General features: G+C 67.7%; 20 protein-coding genes. 11 read left to right on the top strand and 9 right to left on the bottom strand.

The genetic code is table 11. The annotated features are described in order from the left end of the window. Positions 1-10: 10 nt before the first annotated feature. From grpE to AC5Y36_RS03670, 8 genes are all read right to left on the bottom strand, one after another. Positions 11-631 carry a nucleotide exchange factor GrpE gene (gene grpE / locus AC5Y36_RS03635; RefSeq protein ID WP_500039483.1) on the bottom strand — a complete coding sequence of 207 codons (621 nt, stop codon included), beginning with the start codon at positions 629-631 and terminating at the stop codon, positions 11-13. Continuing rightward, positions 628-2,484: a molecular chaperone DnaK gene (gene dnaK / locus AC5Y36_RS03640; RefSeq protein WP_500039484.1), complete on the bottom strand. Its 1,857-nt coding sequence runs from the start codon at positions 2,482-2,484 to the stop codon at positions 628-630. The genes grpE and dnaK overlap by 4 nt, the downstream gene beginning before the upstream one ends. A 218-nt stretch (positions 2,485-2,702) precedes the next feature. Continuing rightward, positions 2,703-3,290: a hypothetical protein gene (locus AC5Y36_RS03645; RefSeq protein ID WP_500039485.1), complete on the bottom strand. Its 588-nt coding sequence runs from the start codon at positions 3,288-3,290 to the stop codon at positions 2,703-2,705. Between the two features lie 321 nt (positions 3,291-3,611). Continuing rightward, on the bottom strand, positions 3,612-4,760 hold the full coding sequence (locus AC5Y36_RS03650) for an FAD-dependent monooxygenase (protein WP_500039486.1): 1,149 nt from the start codon (positions 4,758-4,760) through the stop codon (positions 3,612-3,614). Between the two features lie 10 nt (positions 4,761-4,770). Beyond that, positions 4,771-5,187 (bottom strand): MmcQ/YjbR family DNA-binding protein, encoded by a 417-nt coding sequence (locus AC5Y36_RS03655; RefSeq protein WP_500039487.1) that lies wholly within the window; start codon positions 5,185-5,187, stop codon positions 4,771-4,773. Between the two features lie 12 nt (positions 5,188-5,199). Beyond that, positions 5,200-6,039: a metal-dependent hydrolase gene (locus AC5Y36_RS03660; RefSeq protein WP_500039488.1), complete on the bottom strand. Its 840-nt coding sequence runs from the start codon at positions 6,037-6,039 to the stop codon at positions 5,200-5,202. Continuing rightward, positions 6,036-6,674: a TetR/AcrR family transcriptional regulator gene (locus AC5Y36_RS03665; protein ID WP_500039489.1), complete on the bottom strand. Its 639-nt coding sequence runs from the start codon at positions 6,672-6,674 to the stop codon at positions 6,036-6,038. Before AC5Y36_RS03665 ends, AC5Y36_RS03660 begins: the two co-directional genes overlap by 4 nt. Before the next feature lie 66 nt (positions 6,675-6,740). After that, positions 6,741-8,477: an acyl-CoA dehydrogenase family protein gene (locus AC5Y36_RS03670; protein WP_500039490.1), complete on the bottom strand. Its 1,737-nt coding sequence runs from the start codon at positions 8,475-8,477 to the stop codon at positions 6,741-6,743. A gap of 111 nt (positions 8,478-8,588) precedes the next feature. Between AC5Y36_RS03670 and AC5Y36_RS03675 the strand changes: the two genes are divergently transcribed. The 4 genes from AC5Y36_RS03675 (at position 8,589) to AC5Y36_RS03690 (ending at position 11,398) form a co-directional block, all read left to right on the top strand. Next, a complete protein-coding gene (locus AC5Y36_RS03675) occupies positions 8,589-10,022 on the top strand; it encodes an amino acid permease (protein ID WP_500039491.1) in 1,434 nt (477 codons plus the stop codon). Next, positions 10,019-10,210 carry a hypothetical protein gene (locus AC5Y36_RS03680; RefSeq protein WP_500039492.1) on the top strand — a complete coding sequence of 64 codons (192 nt, stop codon included), beginning with the start codon at positions 10,019-10,021 and terminating at the stop codon, positions 10,208-10,210. The genes AC5Y36_RS03675 and AC5Y36_RS03680 overlap by 4 nt, the downstream gene beginning before the upstream one ends. 127 nt (positions 10,211-10,337) lie before the next feature. Continuing rightward, positions 10,338-10,646 carry a hypothetical protein gene (locus AC5Y36_RS03685; RefSeq protein ID WP_500039493.1) on the top strand — a complete coding sequence of 103 codons (309 nt, stop codon included), beginning with the start codon at positions 10,338-10,340 and terminating at the stop codon, positions 10,644-10,646. 32 nt (positions 10,647-10,678) lie between these two features. Next, positions 10,679-11,398, top strand: a complete 720-nt coding sequence (locus AC5Y36_RS03690) for a hypothetical protein (protein WP_500039494.1) — start codon at positions 10,679-10,681, stop codon at positions 11,396-11,398. A 7-nt stretch (positions 11,399-11,405) separates the two neighbouring features. On the opposite strand, the gene AC5Y36_RS03695 is transcribed toward AC5Y36_RS03690, so the two are convergent. Further along, on the bottom strand, positions 11,406-12,500 hold the full coding sequence (locus AC5Y36_RS03695) for a PPE family protein (protein WP_500039495.1): 1,095 nt from the start codon (positions 12,498-12,500) through the stop codon (positions 11,406-11,408). 236 nt (positions 12,501-12,736) lie between these two features. Here AC5Y36_RS03695 and AC5Y36_RS03700 point away from each other — a divergent pair, with 236 nt between their 5' ends. The 7 genes from AC5Y36_RS03700 to AC5Y36_RS03730 all read left to right on the top strand — a co-directional run bounded on the left by AC5Y36_RS03700 (position 12,737) and on the right by AC5Y36_RS03730 (position 19,128). Beyond that, positions 12,737-13,036 carry a PE family protein gene (locus AC5Y36_RS03700; protein ID WP_500039496.1) on the top strand — a complete coding sequence of 100 codons (300 nt, stop codon included), beginning with the start codon at positions 12,737-12,739 and terminating at the stop codon, positions 13,034-13,036. Positions 13,037-13,045: 9 nt separating this feature from the next. Next, positions 13,046-14,206, top strand: a complete 1,161-nt coding sequence (locus tag AC5Y36_RS03705; RefSeq protein ID WP_500039497.1) for a PPE family protein — start codon at positions 13,046-13,048, stop codon at positions 14,204-14,206. 153 nt (positions 14,207-14,359) lie between these two features. After that, positions 14,360-14,920 (top strand): hypothetical protein, encoded by a 561-nt coding sequence (locus tag AC5Y36_RS03710; RefSeq protein ID WP_500039568.1) that lies wholly within the window; start codon positions 14,360-14,362, stop codon positions 14,918-14,920. A gap of 19 nt (positions 14,921-14,939) precedes the next feature. Continuing rightward, a complete protein-coding gene (locus AC5Y36_RS03715) occupies positions 14,940-15,869 on the top strand; it encodes an LLM class F420-dependent oxidoreductase (RefSeq protein ID WP_500039498.1) in 930 nt (309 codons plus the stop codon). 238 nt (positions 15,870-16,107) lie between these two features. Next, the gene (locus tag AC5Y36_RS03720) at positions 16,108-16,584 is read left to right on the top strand and encodes a hypothetical protein (protein WP_500039499.1); all 477 of its coding nucleotides are present in this window, start codon (positions 16,108-16,110) and stop codon (positions 16,582-16,584) included. Positions 16,585-16,633: 49 nt separating this feature from the next. After that, positions 16,634-17,191: an oligopeptide transporter substrate-binding protein gene (locus AC5Y36_RS03725; RefSeq protein ID WP_500039500.1), complete on the top strand. Its 558-nt coding sequence runs from the start codon at positions 16,634-16,636 to the stop codon at positions 17,189-17,191. Positions 17,192-17,247: 56 nt separating this feature from the next. Continuing rightward, complete coding sequence (locus AC5Y36_RS03730; RefSeq protein WP_500039501.1) at positions 17,248-19,128, top strand: Hsp70 family protein; 1,881 nt, start codon at positions 17,248-17,250, stop codon at positions 19,126-19,128. Positions 19,129-19,143 lie beyond the last annotated feature (15 nt).

The raw sequence follows: 19,143 nt of genomic DNA on the forward strand, positions 1-19,143 counted from the left end.
CGGTCGGTCGTTAACCGTCCGGCGATTCTGATTCTGCGTCCTGTTCGCCCGATTGGGCGTCGTTATCGGGTGTGTCGGCCGCTTCTGGGGCGACGGTGTCGACAACACCGACCATGGCGTGGCGCAGCACCTGGTCGCCGAGCGTGTAGCCGTGGCGCATCACCGTGCCGATGACCGGGTGCCCGCCGCCGCCTTCGTGCTGGACGGCTTCGTGCAGCATCGGGTCGAAGTCGTCGCCCTCGGCCCCGAAGGCGGCCAGGCCCATCCCGCTGAGCACGCCGGACAGTTTGTCGGCGACCGACTTCAGCGGCCCGGACTCCAGGTCGCCGTGGCTGCGTGCCCGATCCAGGTCGTCGAGGACGCCCAACAGCTCGGTCACCACCGCCGCCTTGGCCCGCTCGGCGGCCGCCTGCTGATCGCGCAGCGCCCGCTTGCGGTAGTTGGCGAAGTCGGCCTGAACCCGCTGCAGGTCTGCGGTGAGTTCGGCGACCTGGTCGACCGCCGGCTCGCCGGCAGCCGCCTCCGGTGCCGGCCCACCAGGGGCCGGACCGGAGGCGCTGTCGCGTACCTCACCGGTCTGCGGGTCAATGCGCCGCTTGTCGGTAACAGTGATCGGTTCGTCCTCGGTCACTTGGGCTCCTGGTCGTCCTCGACAACCTCGGCGTCCACGACGTCATCCGCACCACCGGCACCGCCGAAGTCGGCGCCACCGGCCGCCTGCTCGGCCTGGGTGGCCTCGTAGATCGCCTGCCCCAGGGCCTGCGACTCGACACCCAGCTTCTCCATCGCCGACTTGATCGCGGAGATGTCGGTGCCCCCCAACGCCGTCTTGGCGTCGGCGATCGCGGCCTCCACCTTGGTCAGGGTGTCCTCGGGAACCTTGGATCCGCCCTCGGCCTCACGTTGTTCCTTCACGAACTTCTCGGTCTGATAGACCAGCGACTCGGCCTGGTTGCGGACGTCGGCTTCCTCGCGCCGCTTGCGGTCCTCCTCGGCGTGCGCCTCGGCGTCCTTGATCATCCGGTCGATCTCCTCCTTGGACAGGCCGGAGCCCTCCTGGATCTTGATCGTGTTCTCCTTGCCGGTGCCCTTGTCCTTGGCGGTGACGTGCACGATGCCGTTGGCGTCGATGTCGAAGGTGACCTCGATCTGCGGCACACCGCGCGGGGCCGGCGGGATGCCGGTCAGCTCGAAGGAACCGAGCAGCTTGTTGTGCGCGGCGATTTCACGCTCACCCTGATAGACCTGGATCTGCACCGACGGCTGGCTGTCGTCGGCCGTGGTGAAGGTCTCCGACCGCTTGGTCGGGATGGTGGTGTTGCGCTCGATGAGCTTGGTCATCACGCCACCCTTGGTTTCGATCCCCAGCGACAGCGGCGTGACGTCCAGCAGCAGAACGTCTTTGACCTCACCCTTGAGCACGCCGGCCTGCAGCGCGGCACCCACCGCGACAACCTCGTCGGGGTTGACGCCCTTGTTGGGCTCCTGGCCGCCGGTCAGCTCCTTGACCAGATCGGTCACCGCGGGCATGCGGGTGGAACCACCCACCAGCACCACGTGGTCGATCTCGGAGACCGAGATACCGGCGTCGGCGATCACCGACTGGAACGGCTTGCGGGTGCGATCCAACAGGTCCTGGGTGATCCGCTGGAACTCCGCGCGGGTCAGCTGCTCGTCGAGGAACAACGGGTTCTTGTCGGCGTCGACGGTGATGTAGGGCAGGTTGATCGACGTCGACTGGCTCGACGACAGTTCGATCTTGGCCTTCTCGGCGGCTTCACGCAGCCGCTGCATGGCCATCTTGTCCTTGGTCAAGTCGATGCCGGAGGTGGCCTTGAACTTCTCGACCAACCAGTCGACGACGCGGTCGTCCCAGTCGTCGCCACCGAGGTGGTTGTCGCCGGAGGTGGCCCGCACCTCGACGACGCCCTCGCCGATCTCCAGCAGCGACACGTCGAAGGTGCCGCCACCGAGGTCGAAGACCAGGATGGTCTGTTCCTTCTCGCCCTTGTCCAGGCCGTAGGCCAGCGCGGCCGCGGTCGGCTCGTTGACGATGCGCAGCACGTTCAGGCCGGCGATCTGGCCGGCTTCCTTGGTGGCCTGCCGCTGCGCGTCGTTGAAGTAGGCGGGCACGGTGATCACCGCGTCGGTGATGTCCTCACCGAGGTAGGCCTCGGCGTCGCGCTTGAGCTTCATCAGCACCCGGGCGCTGATCTCCTGCGCGGTGTAGTCCTTGCCGTCGATCTCGACGTTCCAGTCGGTGCCCATGTGGCGTTTGACCGAGCGGATGGTGCGGTCGACGTTGGTGACCGCCTGGTTCTTGGCGGGTTGTCCGACCAGCACTTCGCCGTTGCGGGCGAACGCCACCACCGACGGGGTGGTGCGCGAGCCCTCGGAGTTGGCTACGACGACGGGGTCGCCGCCCTCCAGTACCGCGACGCAAGAGTTGGTGGTCCCGAGGTCGATTCCGACCGCACGAGCCATGGTGTTTCCTCCCTGATAGACGTATGGGTGTCTGAGTGGACTGCGCTCAAGCCTGCCTGCGCCGTGGGGTGGCTGTCAAGCCAGCCTTGAGTCTGGTCTACTCAACTTGTCGATGGGCTCAACGACAGGGGGTGGCGGTTTTGTTCCCGGAACGCGCTCGGCTGCCCCGAACGCAAAGCAGCCCCCACCGAAGCGGGGGCTGCCTTGTCAGCGAGGGATCAGGGCCAGGGCAGGCTGTAGTACCCGAGCATGTCGTCCCACCCGGCATTGAAGAAGGCCTGGGCGGCTTCGGCCGCGGTGGCCGTGACGACGCCGTCCTGGACCGCCAGTGCGGCGTTGATCACGCTCTCCGATCCGAACACATCGTCCGGGCTGAAGCCGGTCAGAAGGCCGCCGTGCAGCAGCGAATACCACTCGACGTTGAACATGTTGTCGAACTCGGCGGTCGCGCCGTTCATCACGTTGTACGCGCCGGGATCCCCGGAGGCGTTGGCGATCGGGTCGGAGCCGTACAGCAGACGATCCAACGTCAGGTTCACCGTATCCGTCGGGTGTGCGTTGATATATGCCTGGTTGGGCGCCCATTCCAGCGGGATGGTGGCGAACGGGTTGGTGTCGGAGGGCGGAATGACCTTGTCGCTGACACCCGCCAGAAGGGCGTCGAAGTTGAAGGTGGAGTTCATCGACGCGATCTCCGCGTTGAGAATGTCGGCGAGGGGGTCGGTGGCGGCCGATGCCAGCGGCGCCAATGCCAATGCCGCCCCGGCCGCGAAGCCGCCGATCACGGCGATCTTACGAATGTTCATCCTTAATGCCTTTCACGATGTTTCCCATGACCTTGGTGCTGTCGGACCGCGAGGCGTGGCCGCGACCTGCCGCTTCATCGCTAAAGAAGACCCCCTCCCCCCGGAACAGGCTGTTGAAAGCCTGAGCAAAGCCTAACAATTGAGCTAGCTGACAACAAGGAATATTTCCACTCTATTTATGCGACGTTTATCCGCTTAAGGCGACTTTTGACCACCATGCGGAACTTTTGTCACGAATTGGCCGCTAAGCCCGGGCTCGCCGAGTAGACGCAAAATTGCACGATGCGGGCTCAAATCGTGCAATTTTGCGTCTGCTCGGCGCTAGGTCGACAGCACAAACGCGGAACGCCCGGCCACCGATGCCAGGTGTCGCATCAGCAGTGCTTCTGGGACCAGCACGGTGGCGCGGCTGAGGACGGCACTCACGAAATCTGGGCGCGCGTTGACCGCCTTGCCGATCCGGGCCGACTCCCGGACCAGCGGTGTCACCCGCGGCCGCCGAATGGCGGCGAACCGGGCGAACGCGGCGGGCAGGTCGGCCGCCTGGTCGACGCACGCGGCCAGGATGGCGGCGTCTTCGAGTCCCTGGCAGCCGCCCTGGCCGAGGTGCGGGCGCATGGGATGGGCGGCGTCGCCGACCAGCACCACGGGTCCGCGAGCCCACTGACGCGCGCGAGCGCGGTCGTAGAGATCGTCGCGCAACACATCGGCGGGGTCGGTCGCGGCCAGCATGCTCGGGATGGGGTCGGCCCAGTGGGCGAGCCTGGCCCGCAGGTAGGCCAGCTCCCCGTCCGGCGCTCGCCGCCCCTCGGCCGCCCGCTCAGTGCTGAACCAGTAGGTCAGGTTCGGACCCAACGGGACATGACCGGTTTCGGCGCCCGGCCCCAACGTTTCGCCAGCCGCATCCGGATCCATGACATAGGAGGCGATCCCACGCCAGGCGGTGTAGCCGGCGTAGCGCTGCCGCAGCGGGCCGTTGAGGTGCTCTGCCACCACCGAGTGGGTGCCGTCGGCACCGACGACCGCATCGGCGGTACGTGCCGTGGCATCGGACAGCTCAAGGCGCACACCGTCAGCGGTGACCACAACCTCGGTGGCGCTCAGCCCGTACTCGATGGTGTCCGCGGCCACCGCATCGGTGAGGATGTCGCGCAGCACCGAACGCTGCACCACCACAAGCGGTTCGCCGAGCGCGGTGACGATCCGTTCGGCCGCGGGGCGGCGCAGCCACGTTCCGTCATACCAGCGCACCGCACCTGCGGTGATCCGGCCACCCGCGGCGCGCACCGCGTCTCCGAGTCCGAGGCGGTCCAGCGCGGCCAGGGCATTGGGCCAGATGCTGATCCCCGCGCCGGTCGACGTGTCGGTGCGCCGTTCGACGACGGTGACGTGGTGACCGCGCTGTTGCAGTCCGATCGCAGTCGCCAACCCGGCGATGCCGGCGCCCACCACGACAATCCGCTTGCCCATCAAGCTGAATCTAGTCGTCACCGCGGGCGGCCAGCCAGGCTGTCCGACGTCGCTGCGAGGCTCGCGACAACCAGGCGTCCTGAATCACCTCGGCCAGTTCGGTTCTGGTGATGGCGGGTAGTTCCGCGGCCCGAACCAGGACCGACAGATGCCCATTGAAATGGTCGGTGGTGAAAAACGGCGTCGCCGGGTCCTGGATGAGGGCGAGCTTGTCGCTGTCGGACTCGACCCAGATAACGATGACGTCCGGATAGGGCTCCCCGGTCACCGGGTCCTTCGCGTCGGGTCGCGGGGTACGAAAGAACACGAATGATTTTCCGCCCACCTGATATATCGAGTTGCCTTTCGGCCCTTCGATTCTGGTGACGTGCGGCATCGACGCGGCGATCTGATGCACGTCGTCGACCCGCGCTGCTCGCTCAGCCATGAGACCAGGCCATCAGTAGAGATGGTCGGCCAGTGTTCCCTGTTCGCCGAACAGTTCGGCGGTCCACTGCCGCAGCAAAGCGGTGTTGTCGCAGTCGTCGGGATGGAAACCGGGCTTGGTGTAGGCGAAGATCCGGCGCATCACCGCACGTGTGAGGAACGGCGAGTGCCGCAATGCGGTCAGGCTGCGCAACAGCCGGACCGGGTTGCGAGACGCGCGGTCGCCCAGCAACGAGATGAGCGAGAAAACCGCCACACTGATGACGAAATCGAATCGAATGATCCGCATCGTCCAAATGCGTCGCCTTTCGCTGCCACCGACCGCGCGGTAGACGTCAAACGCGACCGAGCGATGCTCGGACTCCTCGAGTGCGTGCCACAGCAACAGCGACCGCACCTCCGTCGAGCCGAGTAGAGCCTGTGCCCGCTCGTCGCTCAGCAGCGTTTCGGCCAGCACCGCCGTGAAGTGCTCGAGCGCCGCCGTCATGGCCAGGCAGGTCAGCGGCGACGCCCGTCGTTCGAGCCACTTGAGATTGCGGCCGACCATTCGGTCGACCCGACCCGCGGGGTAGCCCATCTGGTCCAGGCGTTCGTTGAGCGCCCGATGCTCACGCCCATGGGTGACCTCTTGGCCGATGAAGCCCTGCACACGCGGCTTGAACTCGGGGTCGGTGACCTGATCGGCGAAGCGCCGCACCGAGCGCACGAAAAAGTCCTCGCCCTCGGGAAACACCGCCGACAGATGGGCGACGATGTGACTCATCACGGGGTCGCCCTGCACGAAATGCCGGTCGAGTGATCCGGTGGGGTAAGAGAATCGGATGCGACGCGCACGCACAACCGGTGTCGTCATGGTGCCCCCTCGGGTTGGTTGGCGGTGAGCATCGGGCGCACCATCGCCTTGAAGGTCTCGAGGATGTCGCCGGTCGCCAGCGGCTCGTAGCCGTCGATCAGTCGTGCGACGGCCAGGCCGTTCATCAGCGCGAAGATCATCTGCAGACCGATCGCCGGATTCAGCGATCCGTCCGCAAACGCACGCTCGGGAAACAGCTGGGCATGGACACGTTCACAGGCCGCCGCGAACTCCCGATCGGTCGCGATGACCGCGGGCGCCAGATCCGGGTCGGTTCGCGCGGCCATCCACAGCTCGTGCGCGGCGGCGAAAGTCGGTCCGGAGAACATCGACCACAACAGGTCGACCGCCTCGTCCAGCTTGTCCGCCGACGCATCGAGGCCGGCCATCAGCACCGCGAACTCCTCGACCCGGCGGTCCAGTGAATAGGTGATGGCAGCCGAGAGGAGTTCGGACTTCGTCGGGAAGTGCCCCTGCAACGCACCCACCGACACCCCGGCGCGACGGGCCACCTCGGTGGTGGTGGTCCCCTTGAATCCGACCTCCACCAACGCGTCCAACGCCGCGTCGAGCAGTGCCCGGCGCGTCGCGGCTGTCCGCTCGCCCTGGGTTCGCCGGGTTCGGATCGGCGTCATGGGTCCAGCGTGCGCCAGAAATAATAAGTAGTCAATATTTTTTTATCAGCGCCGAGCGGCGCAGGGTCATGGACGCATGGCGTAGACACCGTCGTAGGCCGCCACCTGCGTCCACACCCGGTCGAACCGGCCGGGGTCGGTGACCGGCTTACGCACCGCGGACAGCGCCCACTGCTGTTGAGCCGACGTCGAACTCGCCTTGCCGTGCAGGGACACCGCGTACGCGGAGAAGTCGCGGACCTGCACGTCGAAGATCTGGTCCACCAGGTCGCGGTCCAACCCGGTCAGCCGGGCCTGCTCCAGAATCAGCTGGCCGTAGACGACGAGCGTGAACAGGTGCCCGATGACGAGCATGAAGTCCAGGTCGCGCTGCTGGTCGGTGTCGGGCGCCGCCGTCGCCGCCAGCTCCCGCAGCGCGGACGCCTGCTCGTAGAAGGCGGCCACGTTGGGGATGTCCAGGAACTGCTGGTAGACCGCGGCCCAGTCGGCGAACTGCACCTTCGAGGCGCCCCGGGCCGGACCCTGCGCCCAGAAGAACACATCGTCGGCCGGATCGGTGCGGGTGCCGATCTCGGGATATTCGGCCGGGTTGAACAGATAGTTGGGCATGAATTTCAGGATCTGCGCGACGTTGACGTGCACCGTGCCTTCCAGGCGCGGCAATGCGCCGATCAGGCGGGCAACCTGGCTGAAGTAGGTGTTCTTCTCGAAACCCTTGGCCGCCAGTACATCCCAGAGCAGGGTTACGACCTTCTCGCCTTCGGAGGTGACCTTGGACTTGGTGACCGGGTTGAACAGCAGGTAGCGGCGATCGTCTCGGCTGGCGCTGCGGAAATAGTCGATGGCGCGGTCGCTGAACAGCTTCATGGCGACCAGCCGGGCGTAGGCGTCGACGAAACTGGCGCGCACGTGCGGGAAGTCGGTGACCGGGTTGCCGTAGAGGATGCGGTTGTTGGCGTGACTGATCGCCTCGTAGAACGCGTGCTCGCACATGCCGATCGAGGCGCTGCACAGGTTGAACTTGCCGACGTTGACGGTGTTGAGCGCCGCCGAGAACGCCTCGGGTCCCGTGCACAGGATGTCCTCCTCGCGCACCGGGTAGCCCTCGAGGGCGAAATTGCTGACGTACATCTGGCCGTGCACCACGTTGCCGATCAACCGGTATTTCTCGTGGGCGCTGTCGGCGACAAACCAGACGTAGCCGTCGGCGCCGTCGACGTCAGTGCGTCGGGAGAACACCGACACCATGCCCGCGGCGTTGCCGTTGCCGATGTAGTACTTCTGCCCCGACGCCCGAAAGACCACGCCCTCCTCGTCGCCGGCCGGGGTCAGCAGCATGTCGGTGTTGTAGATGTCGGCGCCGTGCTCACGCTCGGACAGCCCGAAGGCCATCACCCCGCCGGCCTCGAGTTGGTCGGCGGCGCGCTGCTTGGCTTTGATGTTGTCGCTCTGCCAGACCGGGCCAAGCCCCAGGATGGTGACCTGTTCGGCGTACCAGTACGAGAGCCCGTAGAACCCGAAGATCTCGCTCAGCGCCGCGTTACGCGCGGTGTCCCATCGTTTGTCGGGGTCGGCCCCGCCGAACTCCGAGGGCGTCAGGAACGTCGCGAAGATCCGCTCGTCCTTGATGAACTCCAGGAAATCGGACACCCACACAGCGTCCAGGTCGTCGGCCAACAGCCGGGTTTTGCCCCGTTTCTCGAACCAGTCGATGGTGGCCCGCAGCAACCGACGGGTCTGCGGGTCGAAATGCTGAGGGTCATAACGGTTGGGATTGAACAGCAACCCGCTGGAACCGGCCATCTGGTGTCCTCTTTTCGACGCGCGTCCGGATGTCGGCGAATGTAGCAGCGTGCGCGGCGTCCGCGCGCCCGGTCGGATAGCCTTGCGCGCAATCCCACCGACAGGAGCCCGATGCCACCCAGCGCCCTCGGCCCCGCCGACGAAGACCGGCTCACCCGCGAGGACGAGGGCTACCACAAGGACCTGCACCCCCGACAGTTGCAGATGATCGCGATCGGCGGCGCGATCGGCACCGGGTTGTTTCTGGGCGCCGGGCGGCGCCTGCATGAAGCCGGGCCCGGGCTGTTCGTGGTCTACGGAATCTGCGGGGCGTTCGTTTTCCTGATTTTGCGTGCCCTCGGCGAGCTGGTGCTGCACCGTCCCACCTCGGGGTCCTTCGTTTCCTATGCCCGCGAGTTCTACGGCGAGAAGATGGCGTTCGTCGCCGGCTGGATGTACTTCGTGAACTGGGCCATGACCGGGATCGTCGACACCACGGCAATAGCGACCTACTTCCACTACTGGGATGCGGTCCAGGTCGTCCCGCAGTGGGCCTTGGCGCTGATCGCGCTGGTGGCCGTGGTGTCGCTGAACCTGATCTCGGTGAAGTTGTTCGGTGAGCTGGAGTTCTGGGCGGCCCTGATCAAGGTGCTCGCGCTGTTGGCGTTCTTGGTGGTCGGAACGATCTTCTTGGGCGGGCGCTACCCGGTGGACGACCACACCACCGGTTTGAGCCTGTGGACCGGGGGCGAGGGCTTCCTCCCGACCGGCCTGCTGCCGCTGGTGCTGGTCACCTCCGGAGTGGTGTTCTCCTACGCCGGCGTCGAGTTGGTCGGCACCGCTGCCGGCGAGACGGCGGAACCGGACAAGATCATGCCGCGCGCCATCAACTCGGTGGTGGCCCGTATCGCCATCTTCTACGTCGGGTCGCTGGTGCTGTTGTCCCTGCTACTGCCGTACACCGCATATCAGCCGCATCAGAGCCCGTTTGTCACCTTCTTCTCCAAGATCGGTTTCGCGGGAGCTGGCACCATGATGAACGTGGTGGTGCTGACCGCGGCGTTCTCCAGCCTGAACGCCGGCCTGTACTCCACCGGCAGGATTCTGCGGTCGATGGCGGTCAACGGCAGCGGCCCCCGATTCACCGCGCCGTTGTCCAAAACCGGCGTGCCCTACGGCGGCATCCTGCTGACCGGCGCCATCGGGTTGTTGGGTGTGGCGCTCAACGCCGTCGTCCCAGAACACGCTTTCGAGATCGTCCTCAACATTGCCGCGTTGGGGGTTATCGCGGCGTGGGCCACGATCGTGGCCTGCCAGCTGCGGTTCTTCAAGATGACGCAGACGGGAGCGCTGCAGCGGCCGACGTTCAAGATGCCGCTGGCCCCCTACAGCGGCTATGTGACGTTGGCCTTCCTGGCGACGGTCCTGGTGTTGATGATGTGCGCGCCCGAGTACGGCAGATGGATCCGCGTCGCGATGTTGGTCGTGCCCTTGGCGTTGGTCGGCGGGTGGTACCTGGTCCGTGACCGGGTCGCTTCCACCACGGAGAAATCAGGTACCGCATGAGCCGTCCGGACCGTAACCGCTACGCGGCCAGACCTCCGCTGTACGGGATGGCGCTGGTGTTTTTGGCCATCGCGGTGGTGGCCGTCACCGCCCACTTGCACGCCGGTTGGTGGTCGATCGTGGGCTACGCCATCGCCGCCGTGGTCGCGGTGGCCGGGTTCGCCCTCGCCTTCCGCGACGTGCCCTGACGGTCGTGCGCCCCACCTGCGTCATCGCCGCAAATCACGGCAGCTCGCCGCGCCGGCGCGCCGAACGGGAAAGCGCGATGTCTCGTCGCATTGCGACGTCTACCGGACCGGTCTATCGTCCATGAACATGGACGATAGCGGCAAAGACCCGGCGGTCGTGCTGCCCTATTTGGTAGGCAGGCCGCTGGCAGCCACCGAAGTCTACGAAGCCTTCGGATACCGGAAGTCCGCCTACTACAAGGCGGCGCGCGAAGGTCGGCTGATCACCGCCGACAACCTGATCAGAGTGGCCAAGTATTTCGGCCTGAATCCTGTTGACCTACAGATTCGTTACGGGCTCATCGAGTCCGAATCGGTCGCCGAGTACGTCCAATCGACCACGGATACGCCCCGGTTGCGTGACCTTCGCCCTGACCCCAGCACGCCGCCCATCTGAGCGCCGTCCGCCCGGAAGAAACTATTAATTCGATGCTGCCGACCAGCGCACTCGTCTCCGCTACGTTGGCGGCGATTCTGTGCAGCCTGTGGATCCGTCGCGACACCTGGCGTTCGCGCTGGGAAGCGGGCGCCACCCTCAATATCGCCCTGCAGGGCTGCGCGGTGCTGCTGATGTCGCACTGGGCGTCGGCCGTGCTGGGGCCGCCGCTGCACCACATCGTCGGGCTGTGGAACGTGCAACATCTCCTCGGCCACATCTGCTGGATCTTCGCGGTGACCGCGATCATCCAGCACGGGTTGACCCGGTTGACCAACGAAACCCACGTGCGTGGGCTGCTGCGCAAACATGTCGGGCGGCCGCTGTGGATCGGCGTGCCGTTGTTGGTCGTCGTGTTCGTGATCGCCGACGAGCGCCATCACCCCGACCTGTTCGCCGCCCCCGTCAGCGACTTCTGGCTGGGGGCCTACTGGCTGGTGATGGGTGGGCTGTTGATCTATCTGCTCTCCTACGCCGGGCGGGTGCTGCTGATCCTGCGCACCGATCCCCGCTCGAGGGAGACCGTCGACCTCTACCTGATCGCGGCCGGATTCGGCGTGGCGGCCAACGTGATCCAGATCGTGACGGCGTTCGCCCACATCGATATCGCCCTGCCGGTGTGGATATGCGCGTGTCTGGGTGCCACCGGCTTCGCATACGCCTCGGCCCGCTCCTGGCGAGCCAAGGTGGCCTGGTTCACGCCCGGCCGTTAGGCGCAGGCTAACCGCCCACTACCGGGCGTGACATCACAATCTGACGGAACCCGTAGCGCTGACCGATCACCCCGCCGGATCGCCGGGCGCCGGTACCCGCCAGCGGTATACCGCGCAGCAGCCCGTCGGCTCGCGGTCCGGCAGCAGCCGCGCTGACCGGGGCCGCACCGCCGGCCGGATTCGACGGCAGCGCCGACGCGCTCCACGCCGGCGGCACCGACAACTTGCCGACACTGCCTGAGGAACCGACGGCGGCGGAGGCGAGCGGCGACCCACCGGGCACGCCGCCCAGCAATCCGCTCAACCCCGGCAAACCCGCGGAGTTGGCCGTGGCGCTGGCAGCCGCCGGCAGCTCACCGGCCCAGATCTTCAGAAAGTGTTCCCAGCTGCCCGCGGAGTTGTAATACACCTGAGCGTCGATGTTGTAGGCGTCGAGCAGGAACTTCCACGTCTTCTCTGCGTCTTCCGATGACGTTGCAGCCAAAGCCTGACCCAGCGCCGATCCGGCGCCTGCGGACTGCGACGTCGTGTTGGTGGTGGCATTGGCGACCGCGGTGGCCTGACCGGCCTGACCTGCCGGATTGGCGGTGGGCGGCGGTTCGTCGAAGGGACGCAGCGCCGAGGCGCCCGCCGAAACGTCGGCGTAGGCATACATGGCGGCAGCATCCTGCGCCCACATCTCGGCGTAGTGCGCCTCGGTCGCCGCGATCGCCGGCAGGTTCTGGCCGAAGAAGTTCGTCGCGATCAACGTCATCAGCTGCAGACGGTTCGCCAGGATCACCGGTGGGGGAACCGTCATCGCGAAGGCCGCCTCGTAGGCGGCGGCCGCCGACCTGGCCTGCATGGCCGTCTGCTCGGCTTGGCCGGCGGTTGTGGTCAGCCAGTCCAGATAAGGCGTCGCGGCCGCGGTCATCGATGCAGACGACGGGCCCGACCACCGGGTGGTGAGCTCGGAGAGTGCGGCGCCGCACGCCGCGGCGGTGCTGTACAACTCGGTGGCCAATGCGTCCCAGGCCGCAGCGTTGGCCAGCATCGGCCCCAACCCGGGGCCGGCGTACAGGCGGCCCGAGTTGACTTCCGGCGGCAGCGCCCCGTAATCCACTTAGTTGGTTCCCCTTCACGAGCTGGACGCGACCCACTATTCAGGAATCCTCAACCACGGTCTACTTTGGTGGACTGATGTATCGATTTATGTTCTAGAGTTCACTCAGATGAACATTGCGTACGGTCTTGTGAACAGTTGTCACCAGTGATGCACTTCCGGGCACTTTCGCTCTAACCTCGCCGTAGGACGGTTTCTCGCAGATCGCGGAGACCTGAACCGTGAGGAGAATCAACGTGTCGTTCGTGACCACCCAGCCGGACGGGCTGACGGCCGCGGCCCACAACCTGGCTGCCATCGGGTCGGCGCTGGCCGCACAGAATGCCGCCGCCGCGACGGCCACCACGGGTGTCATGCCCCCGGCCGCCGACGAGGTCTCGGCACTGCTCGCAACGCAGTTCACCACGCACGCGCAGATGTATCAGGCGGTCACCGCGCAGGCCACGGCGATCCACGACATGTTCGTCAACATGTTGGGCTTCAGCGGCAACTCGTACGCCGCCACCGAAGCCATCAACGCTGCCGCGTCCAGCTGAGGCGCGGACATGCTGGATTTCGGAGCGCTGCCCCCGGAGGTCCACTCAGCGCGGATGTACGCCGGTTCCGGGTCGGGATCGATGATGAGCGCGGCTTCGGCCTGGAACATGCTGGCTGCCGAATTGGACTCCGCGGCAACTGACTACGAGCGGATCATCCTCCAACTCAGCGGCGAGGAGTGGCTGGGCCCGGCCTCGGCACGGATGGCCGAGGCGGCCAAGCCCTACGTGGCATGGATGCGCACCACCGCCGCGCAGGCCGAGCAGGCCGCCAGGTCGGCCCGGTCCGCGGCGGGCGCATACGAGACCGCGTTCACCGCCACCGTCCCGCCGGCACTGGTCGGCGCCAACCGCGCCCAGTTGATGCAGGCGACGGCGACCAACGTGCTCGGCCAGAACACGCCGCTGATCACGCAGCTCGAGGCTCAATACGCCGAGATGTGGGCCCAGGACAGCACCGCGATGTACGGCTACGCCGGTCAGGCCGCGCCGGCCGCCGAGGTCACACCGTTCACCCGGCCCACGGAGACCGCCAGCCCGGCCGGTCAGGCCGCTCAGGCCGGCGCGGTCGCGCAGGCCGCCGCCACCGGCACCGACGCGGCCGGATCCAAGGTGCTGTCCTCGGTGCCCCAAGAGTTGCAAGCTCTGGCCTCGCCGGCGGCGACGAATACCACGCTGCCGACGCTGTCGAAGCTGCTGGAGGACGATCCGCTGATCGGGTTGTGGAAGGACTACGCCAGCCCGGCTCAGAACACCATCGCGGCGGTCTACCGCGGCACCGGTATGTCCACCCACTTCTTGACGCTGGGGAAGGCCCTCGCGCCTGCCGCCGCCAAGGCCGCCACCGACGGCGCCAAGGCGGCGGCGGAGGCAGCGCCCGGCCTCGGCGGAATGCTGGGCGGCGGCGCGTTGTCGGCGGGTGTGGGTAATGCCGCCCCGGTCGGCGGGCTGTCGGTGCCGCCAGCCTGGACCTCCGCGGCCGGCCCGGCCATCGCGGCGGGAACCACCCAGCTGCCGGTCAACCATCCTGTCGTCACCCCGGAGACGGGCGGTGCCGGAAACCTGCTGGGCGGGATGCCGCTGGCAGGCATGGGCGGTGGAGCCGCCGGCGCGGGTCCCAAGTACGGGTTCCGCCCCACCGTGATGATGCGCCCGACTTTCGCGGGGTAACCCGCCCAACCCGGTCACTCTGCGTCCACGGTGACGTAGTGCGAGTGGACGGCGCCCTCAGCGCACAGTCAACTGGCCCGCGAGTCACTACAGTCACTTCTGTCACAGATTGCGTAGGCTTGAGGGCTGGAGTCGTCGGTGTCAGGGGGCACGGTGCGGGTATCGGATCGGGCAGGGCTGGCCAGGGCCGGCGCGGCGCTGCTGGCCGGCGCGGCGCTGCTGGCCGGCTGCAGTTCCGTCGTCGATGGTGATCCCGTCGCGGCCCCCGGCTCGGGACCGGCGAGCGAGCCCTCCTTCCCGACACCGCGACCGACCACCTCGCGGCCATCCGTCCCGCCCACAACACCGCCCACCTCGCCGCCACCCAGCGGCGCCATTGCGCTGACGCCGAACGACAACGGCTACGTCTTCATCGAGACCAAATCGGGCAAGACCCGCTGCCAGATCGACGCCGACAGCGTCGGCTGCGAGGCGGCGTTCACCAACTCCCCGATCAAAGACGGGACGCACGCCAACGGCGTCAATATCAGCGCCGCCGGCGACGTCGCATGGGTGCTGGGCAATCTCGGTGCCATACCGACGGTCACCATCGACTACCGCACCTATGCCGCGCAGGGCTGGACGATCGCGGCCACTATCGACGGCACCCGGTTCAGCAACGATCGCACCGGTCACGGGATGTTCGTCAGCATCGACAAAGTGGAGACGTTCTGACCTGGCTAGCCTGGCCAGCGTGGACTTTCGCGTATTCGTCGAACCTCAGCAGGGCGCCAGCTACGCCGACCAGCTCGCGGTCGCCCGGGCCGCCGAGGCCCTGGGCTACTCCGCATTCTTCCGTTCCGACCACTACGTGGCGATGAGCGGCGACGGGGGCCCGGGCCCCACCGATTCGTGGGTGACGCTGGGCGGGATCGCCCGCGAGACGACGTCGATCCGGCTGGGCACCCTGGTCAGTTCCGGCACGTTTCGGCTCCCCGGCCCGCTGGCCATCTCGGTCGCCCAGGTCGACGACATGAGCGACGGGCGTGTCGAATTCGGCCTGGGTGCCGGCTGGTTCGGACGTGAGCACGAGGCCTACGGGATCCCGTTCCCGTCGCTCAAAGAGCGTTTCGCGCGGCTGGGCGAACAGCTCGACATCATCACCGGCCTGTGGACCACCCCAGCCGGTCAGACCTTCGACTACGGCGGGCGGCACTACCAGCTGGCCGCGTCCCCGGCGCTGCCCAAACCGGCCCAGCGTCCGCATCCGCCGATCGTCATCGGTGGGCTCGGCGCCACCCGCACGCCGGCGCTGGCGGCGAAGTTCGCCGCGGAGTACAACGTGCCGTTCGCCTCCTCGGATGTGGTGCGAACGCAATATCAGCGGGTGCGGGCGGCGGTGCAGGCGGCCGGCCGCCCCGCCGACTCGATGGTCTACTCGGCATCATTTGTGCTGTGCGCCGGCCGCACCGACGCCGAGGTCGCGCGGCGGGCGACCGTCATCGGCCGCGGTCTCGAGGAGATGCGGAGCAATTCGCCGCTGGTGGGAACACCGGAGCAGATCGTGGATCGGCTGGGCGAGTTCGCCGAAACCGGAGTACAGCGGGTGTATCTGCAGCTGCTGGACATGGCCGACCTGGACCACCTGGAGGTGTTCGCCGCCGGAGTGATGCGGGCTCGCTAGGACCAGCGCCGCGCCGCGACGCGCGACAGCCGCTACCATCGAACGGGTGTCGAGCTACGGCCCTCCTGGGGATGACCCTGACAAGAAGCCGACCGAGTTGGCGGGATACATGGGCGGTGATCAACCCCCGCCTGGACCGCCACCATTTCCGCCTGGTCCCCGGTCCGGGCCCCCACAAGGTCCGTTCGACCCGCCAGGGGCTCCCGGTAGTCAGCCCACCGAGTGGGCCGATTACGTGGTGAACGCCCAGCAGACACCCGGCGATGCGGGCTATCCCGGCATGGGAGAACAAACCGACCAGCTGGCCACGCAGCGCCCTCCCAGCCCGTGGTGGCGCAAACCCGCTGCCCTGGTCGGATGGCTGGTGCTGGTGTTGATCCTGATCGCGGTGCTGATCTACGGCATCATCCAGTTCACCAGCAGCGAATCGGGGCCGTCGGTGCCGGTCAAATCCACCACGACGTCGAGGACGACGTCGGCGACGAGCTCGTCAAGCAGCTCGGCAACCACGACCACCAGCACGACCACGGCGTCGCCGACGGAGTCCTCTGCCGAAGCCCCGCCAGCGGGTCCGCCGGCCGGGGGCCCGCCGCAGGCTCCCCCGCCCAGTGAGCCGGAACATCATTTCCCGCATGTGCCGTCGGTCATCACGATTCCGCCGATCCCGCACGCGCCGGAAGTGCCGACGGTGATCACGATTCCTCCGCACCGCTAGGCGGTGCTGGATCGCCGCGTCCCGTGACTAGGTCATAACATCGAGCGTCATGGCACGCTACGAACCTCCCGAGGATCCCGACAACGTGCCGACGCGGTACGCCGACTACAGCAGCGCACCGCACGGGTCACCGACGGCGGGAAGCGGCTACGGCCCAACCGATTACCCGGCGCCGGTCGACGAGCCCATCGCGCCGTGGTACCTCAAGCCGGGTGTCTTGATGGTCTGGGGTGCGCTCGTCGCCTTCCTGCTGGCGGTGGTGATCTGGGGCATCGTCGAACTGGTCAGCCGCGACTCCGGTCACTCGACCGCCGTCACGACCACCGTCACCACGACGGCGGTGGCTCCGACGACCCTCAGTACGACCTCGACGACCACCGCCACCACGACGAGCACGCAGACCACGGAGACCACCACCACCGCGCCGACGACAACGACGGATACCGCGGAGAGCACCACCGGCACGCCGCAGACGACTGACACGCCGGTGACTTCAACCGCGCCGACCACCACGACAACCGCGGGTGGCTTCCAGCTACCGCATATGCCGACACAGTTCACGCTGCCGGCGTTGCCGACCGTGATCGAGCTGCCGCCCCGGCACTGAGGGTCGTCCGGCCGTTATCGTTGAAGTTCAACCCAGCCAACCACGGGAGCACCCACATGACCGACTCGCTGGGCATATCGATCGGCACCACCAAACTGGTGGCTGCACGTGCCGGTCATGCACCGGTGGAGCGCCAGTCGGTGCTGACGCTGTTCGACCATCGCCCCCCGGAGATCGGCACGCCCGACGAGAACCCGAATCTGGGCGACCCCGGCCTCGTGCTGCGCGGGTTTGTCGAGCGGGTCGGCGACCCGGTACCGCTGGTTGCCGCCGATGGCTCGACGTACCGCGGCGAGCAACTGCTGGTGGACGCCCTCGGTGCGCTGGCTCGCCCGCTCGGCGACGTTGACGCCGTTGCGGTGGCGGTTCCGGCGCACTGGGGTCCCCATCCGATCGCGGCGCTGCGGACGGCGCTGGCCGCATCTGCCGGCCTGAGTCGCGGGGGCACACCGCCGGCGTTGATCTCCGATGCCGCGGCCGCGATCGCCGCGCTGCGCACGAATCCGGGACTGCCGGCCCGCGGCGCGCTGCTGTTGTGCGACTTCGGCGCCAGCGGCACCAGCATCACCGTCGTGGACGCGGGTGCCCAATTCGCCCCCCTCGCCGACACCGTCCGCGACGCCGATTTCGCCGGCGCGCAGCTCGACCAGGCCATCGTCAATCACGTCCTGGCCCGCCTGCAGGGCGACACCGACCCGGCCAGTACCGCCGCGGTCGGATCACTGACCCGGCTGCAGACCGCATGCCGGCTCGCCAAGGAACGGCTGTCCAGTGAGCCGGTGACCAGCATTCCGGTCGATCTGCCGGGGTACGCCGGCGAGGCGCAGCTCAGCCGTACCGAACTCGACGCCCTGATCGCGGGACCGCTGACGCGATTCTTGACGACGGTCGCCGACGTCGTGGCCCGTGCCCGTGTCGCGCCGGGAACTCTGGCCGCCGTGGCCGCTGTCGGCGGCGGAGCCAGCATTCCGCTGATCGCGGCGCGACTTTCCGAACAGTTCCGGGTGCCGGTGGTGACGGCGCCGCAGCCCGCGCTGAGCGCCGCCGTCGGCGCGCGCCTGCTCGCCGAGCGGGGGCCGCTGGGCGACGCCACGGCGACGACGGCAGCTGCCGCCGCCGCCCCGGCCGGCCTGAGCCCGATCCTGGACGCTCCGACCGGCATGGCCCCCACCAGCATGGCCCCCTCCGCCGACGCCCCGACCGGCATGACCCCGACCGGGATGGCTCCGACCACCGATATCCCGACCAGTGCGGCAGCCACCGGCATGGCCCCCGCGGCGGGCCTGGCCTGGTCGCAGGACGACTCGGCGGCCGACGAGCCGGTGCCCTACGCCGGTGAGGACTACCACGTCGGTCCGCCGGAGCCCGCGCCCGAAGCACCCGATTCCGGTGACCTCCCCTACGCCGAGCCCGAACCGCTGGCCTGGTACAAGCGGCCGATCGTGCTGTTCGGCCTGGCCGCCGCCCTGGCGCTGGCGGCAACCGGCGGGCTGGCGTACACGCTGACCAGCAGCAGCACCGGGCAAACCGAGACCAGCAAGCCGAGCACCCCGGTGGCCCCGCCGCCGACCACCATCACGGTGACTCAGCCGAACGGCGAGACGACGGTGTCCACCATCCAGCCACCGCCGCCGCCACCACCGTCGGACAACACCAGCGCGCCTCCCCCTGATTCGTCGACGTCCACCACGGCGTCGACCACGACGACCACCACCCAGCCGACAACCACCACCACGCAGCCCACCACGACGCAGCCGACCACCACGCAACCCACGACGACGCAACCCACCACCGCCCAGCAGCCGACGACGACGCAACCGACCACCCAGGCCCCGCCCACCACCACACAGGCCGCACCACCCACCACCACTCAGGCCGCGCCGCCGACCACCCAGGCCGTGCCCACCCCGGCAACCGGCGAGGCTTCCGGGGGCTGACCGGCGCCGAAAGCG

The sequence above is a fragment of the Mycobacterium sp. NGS50 genome, assembly GCF_059812545.1.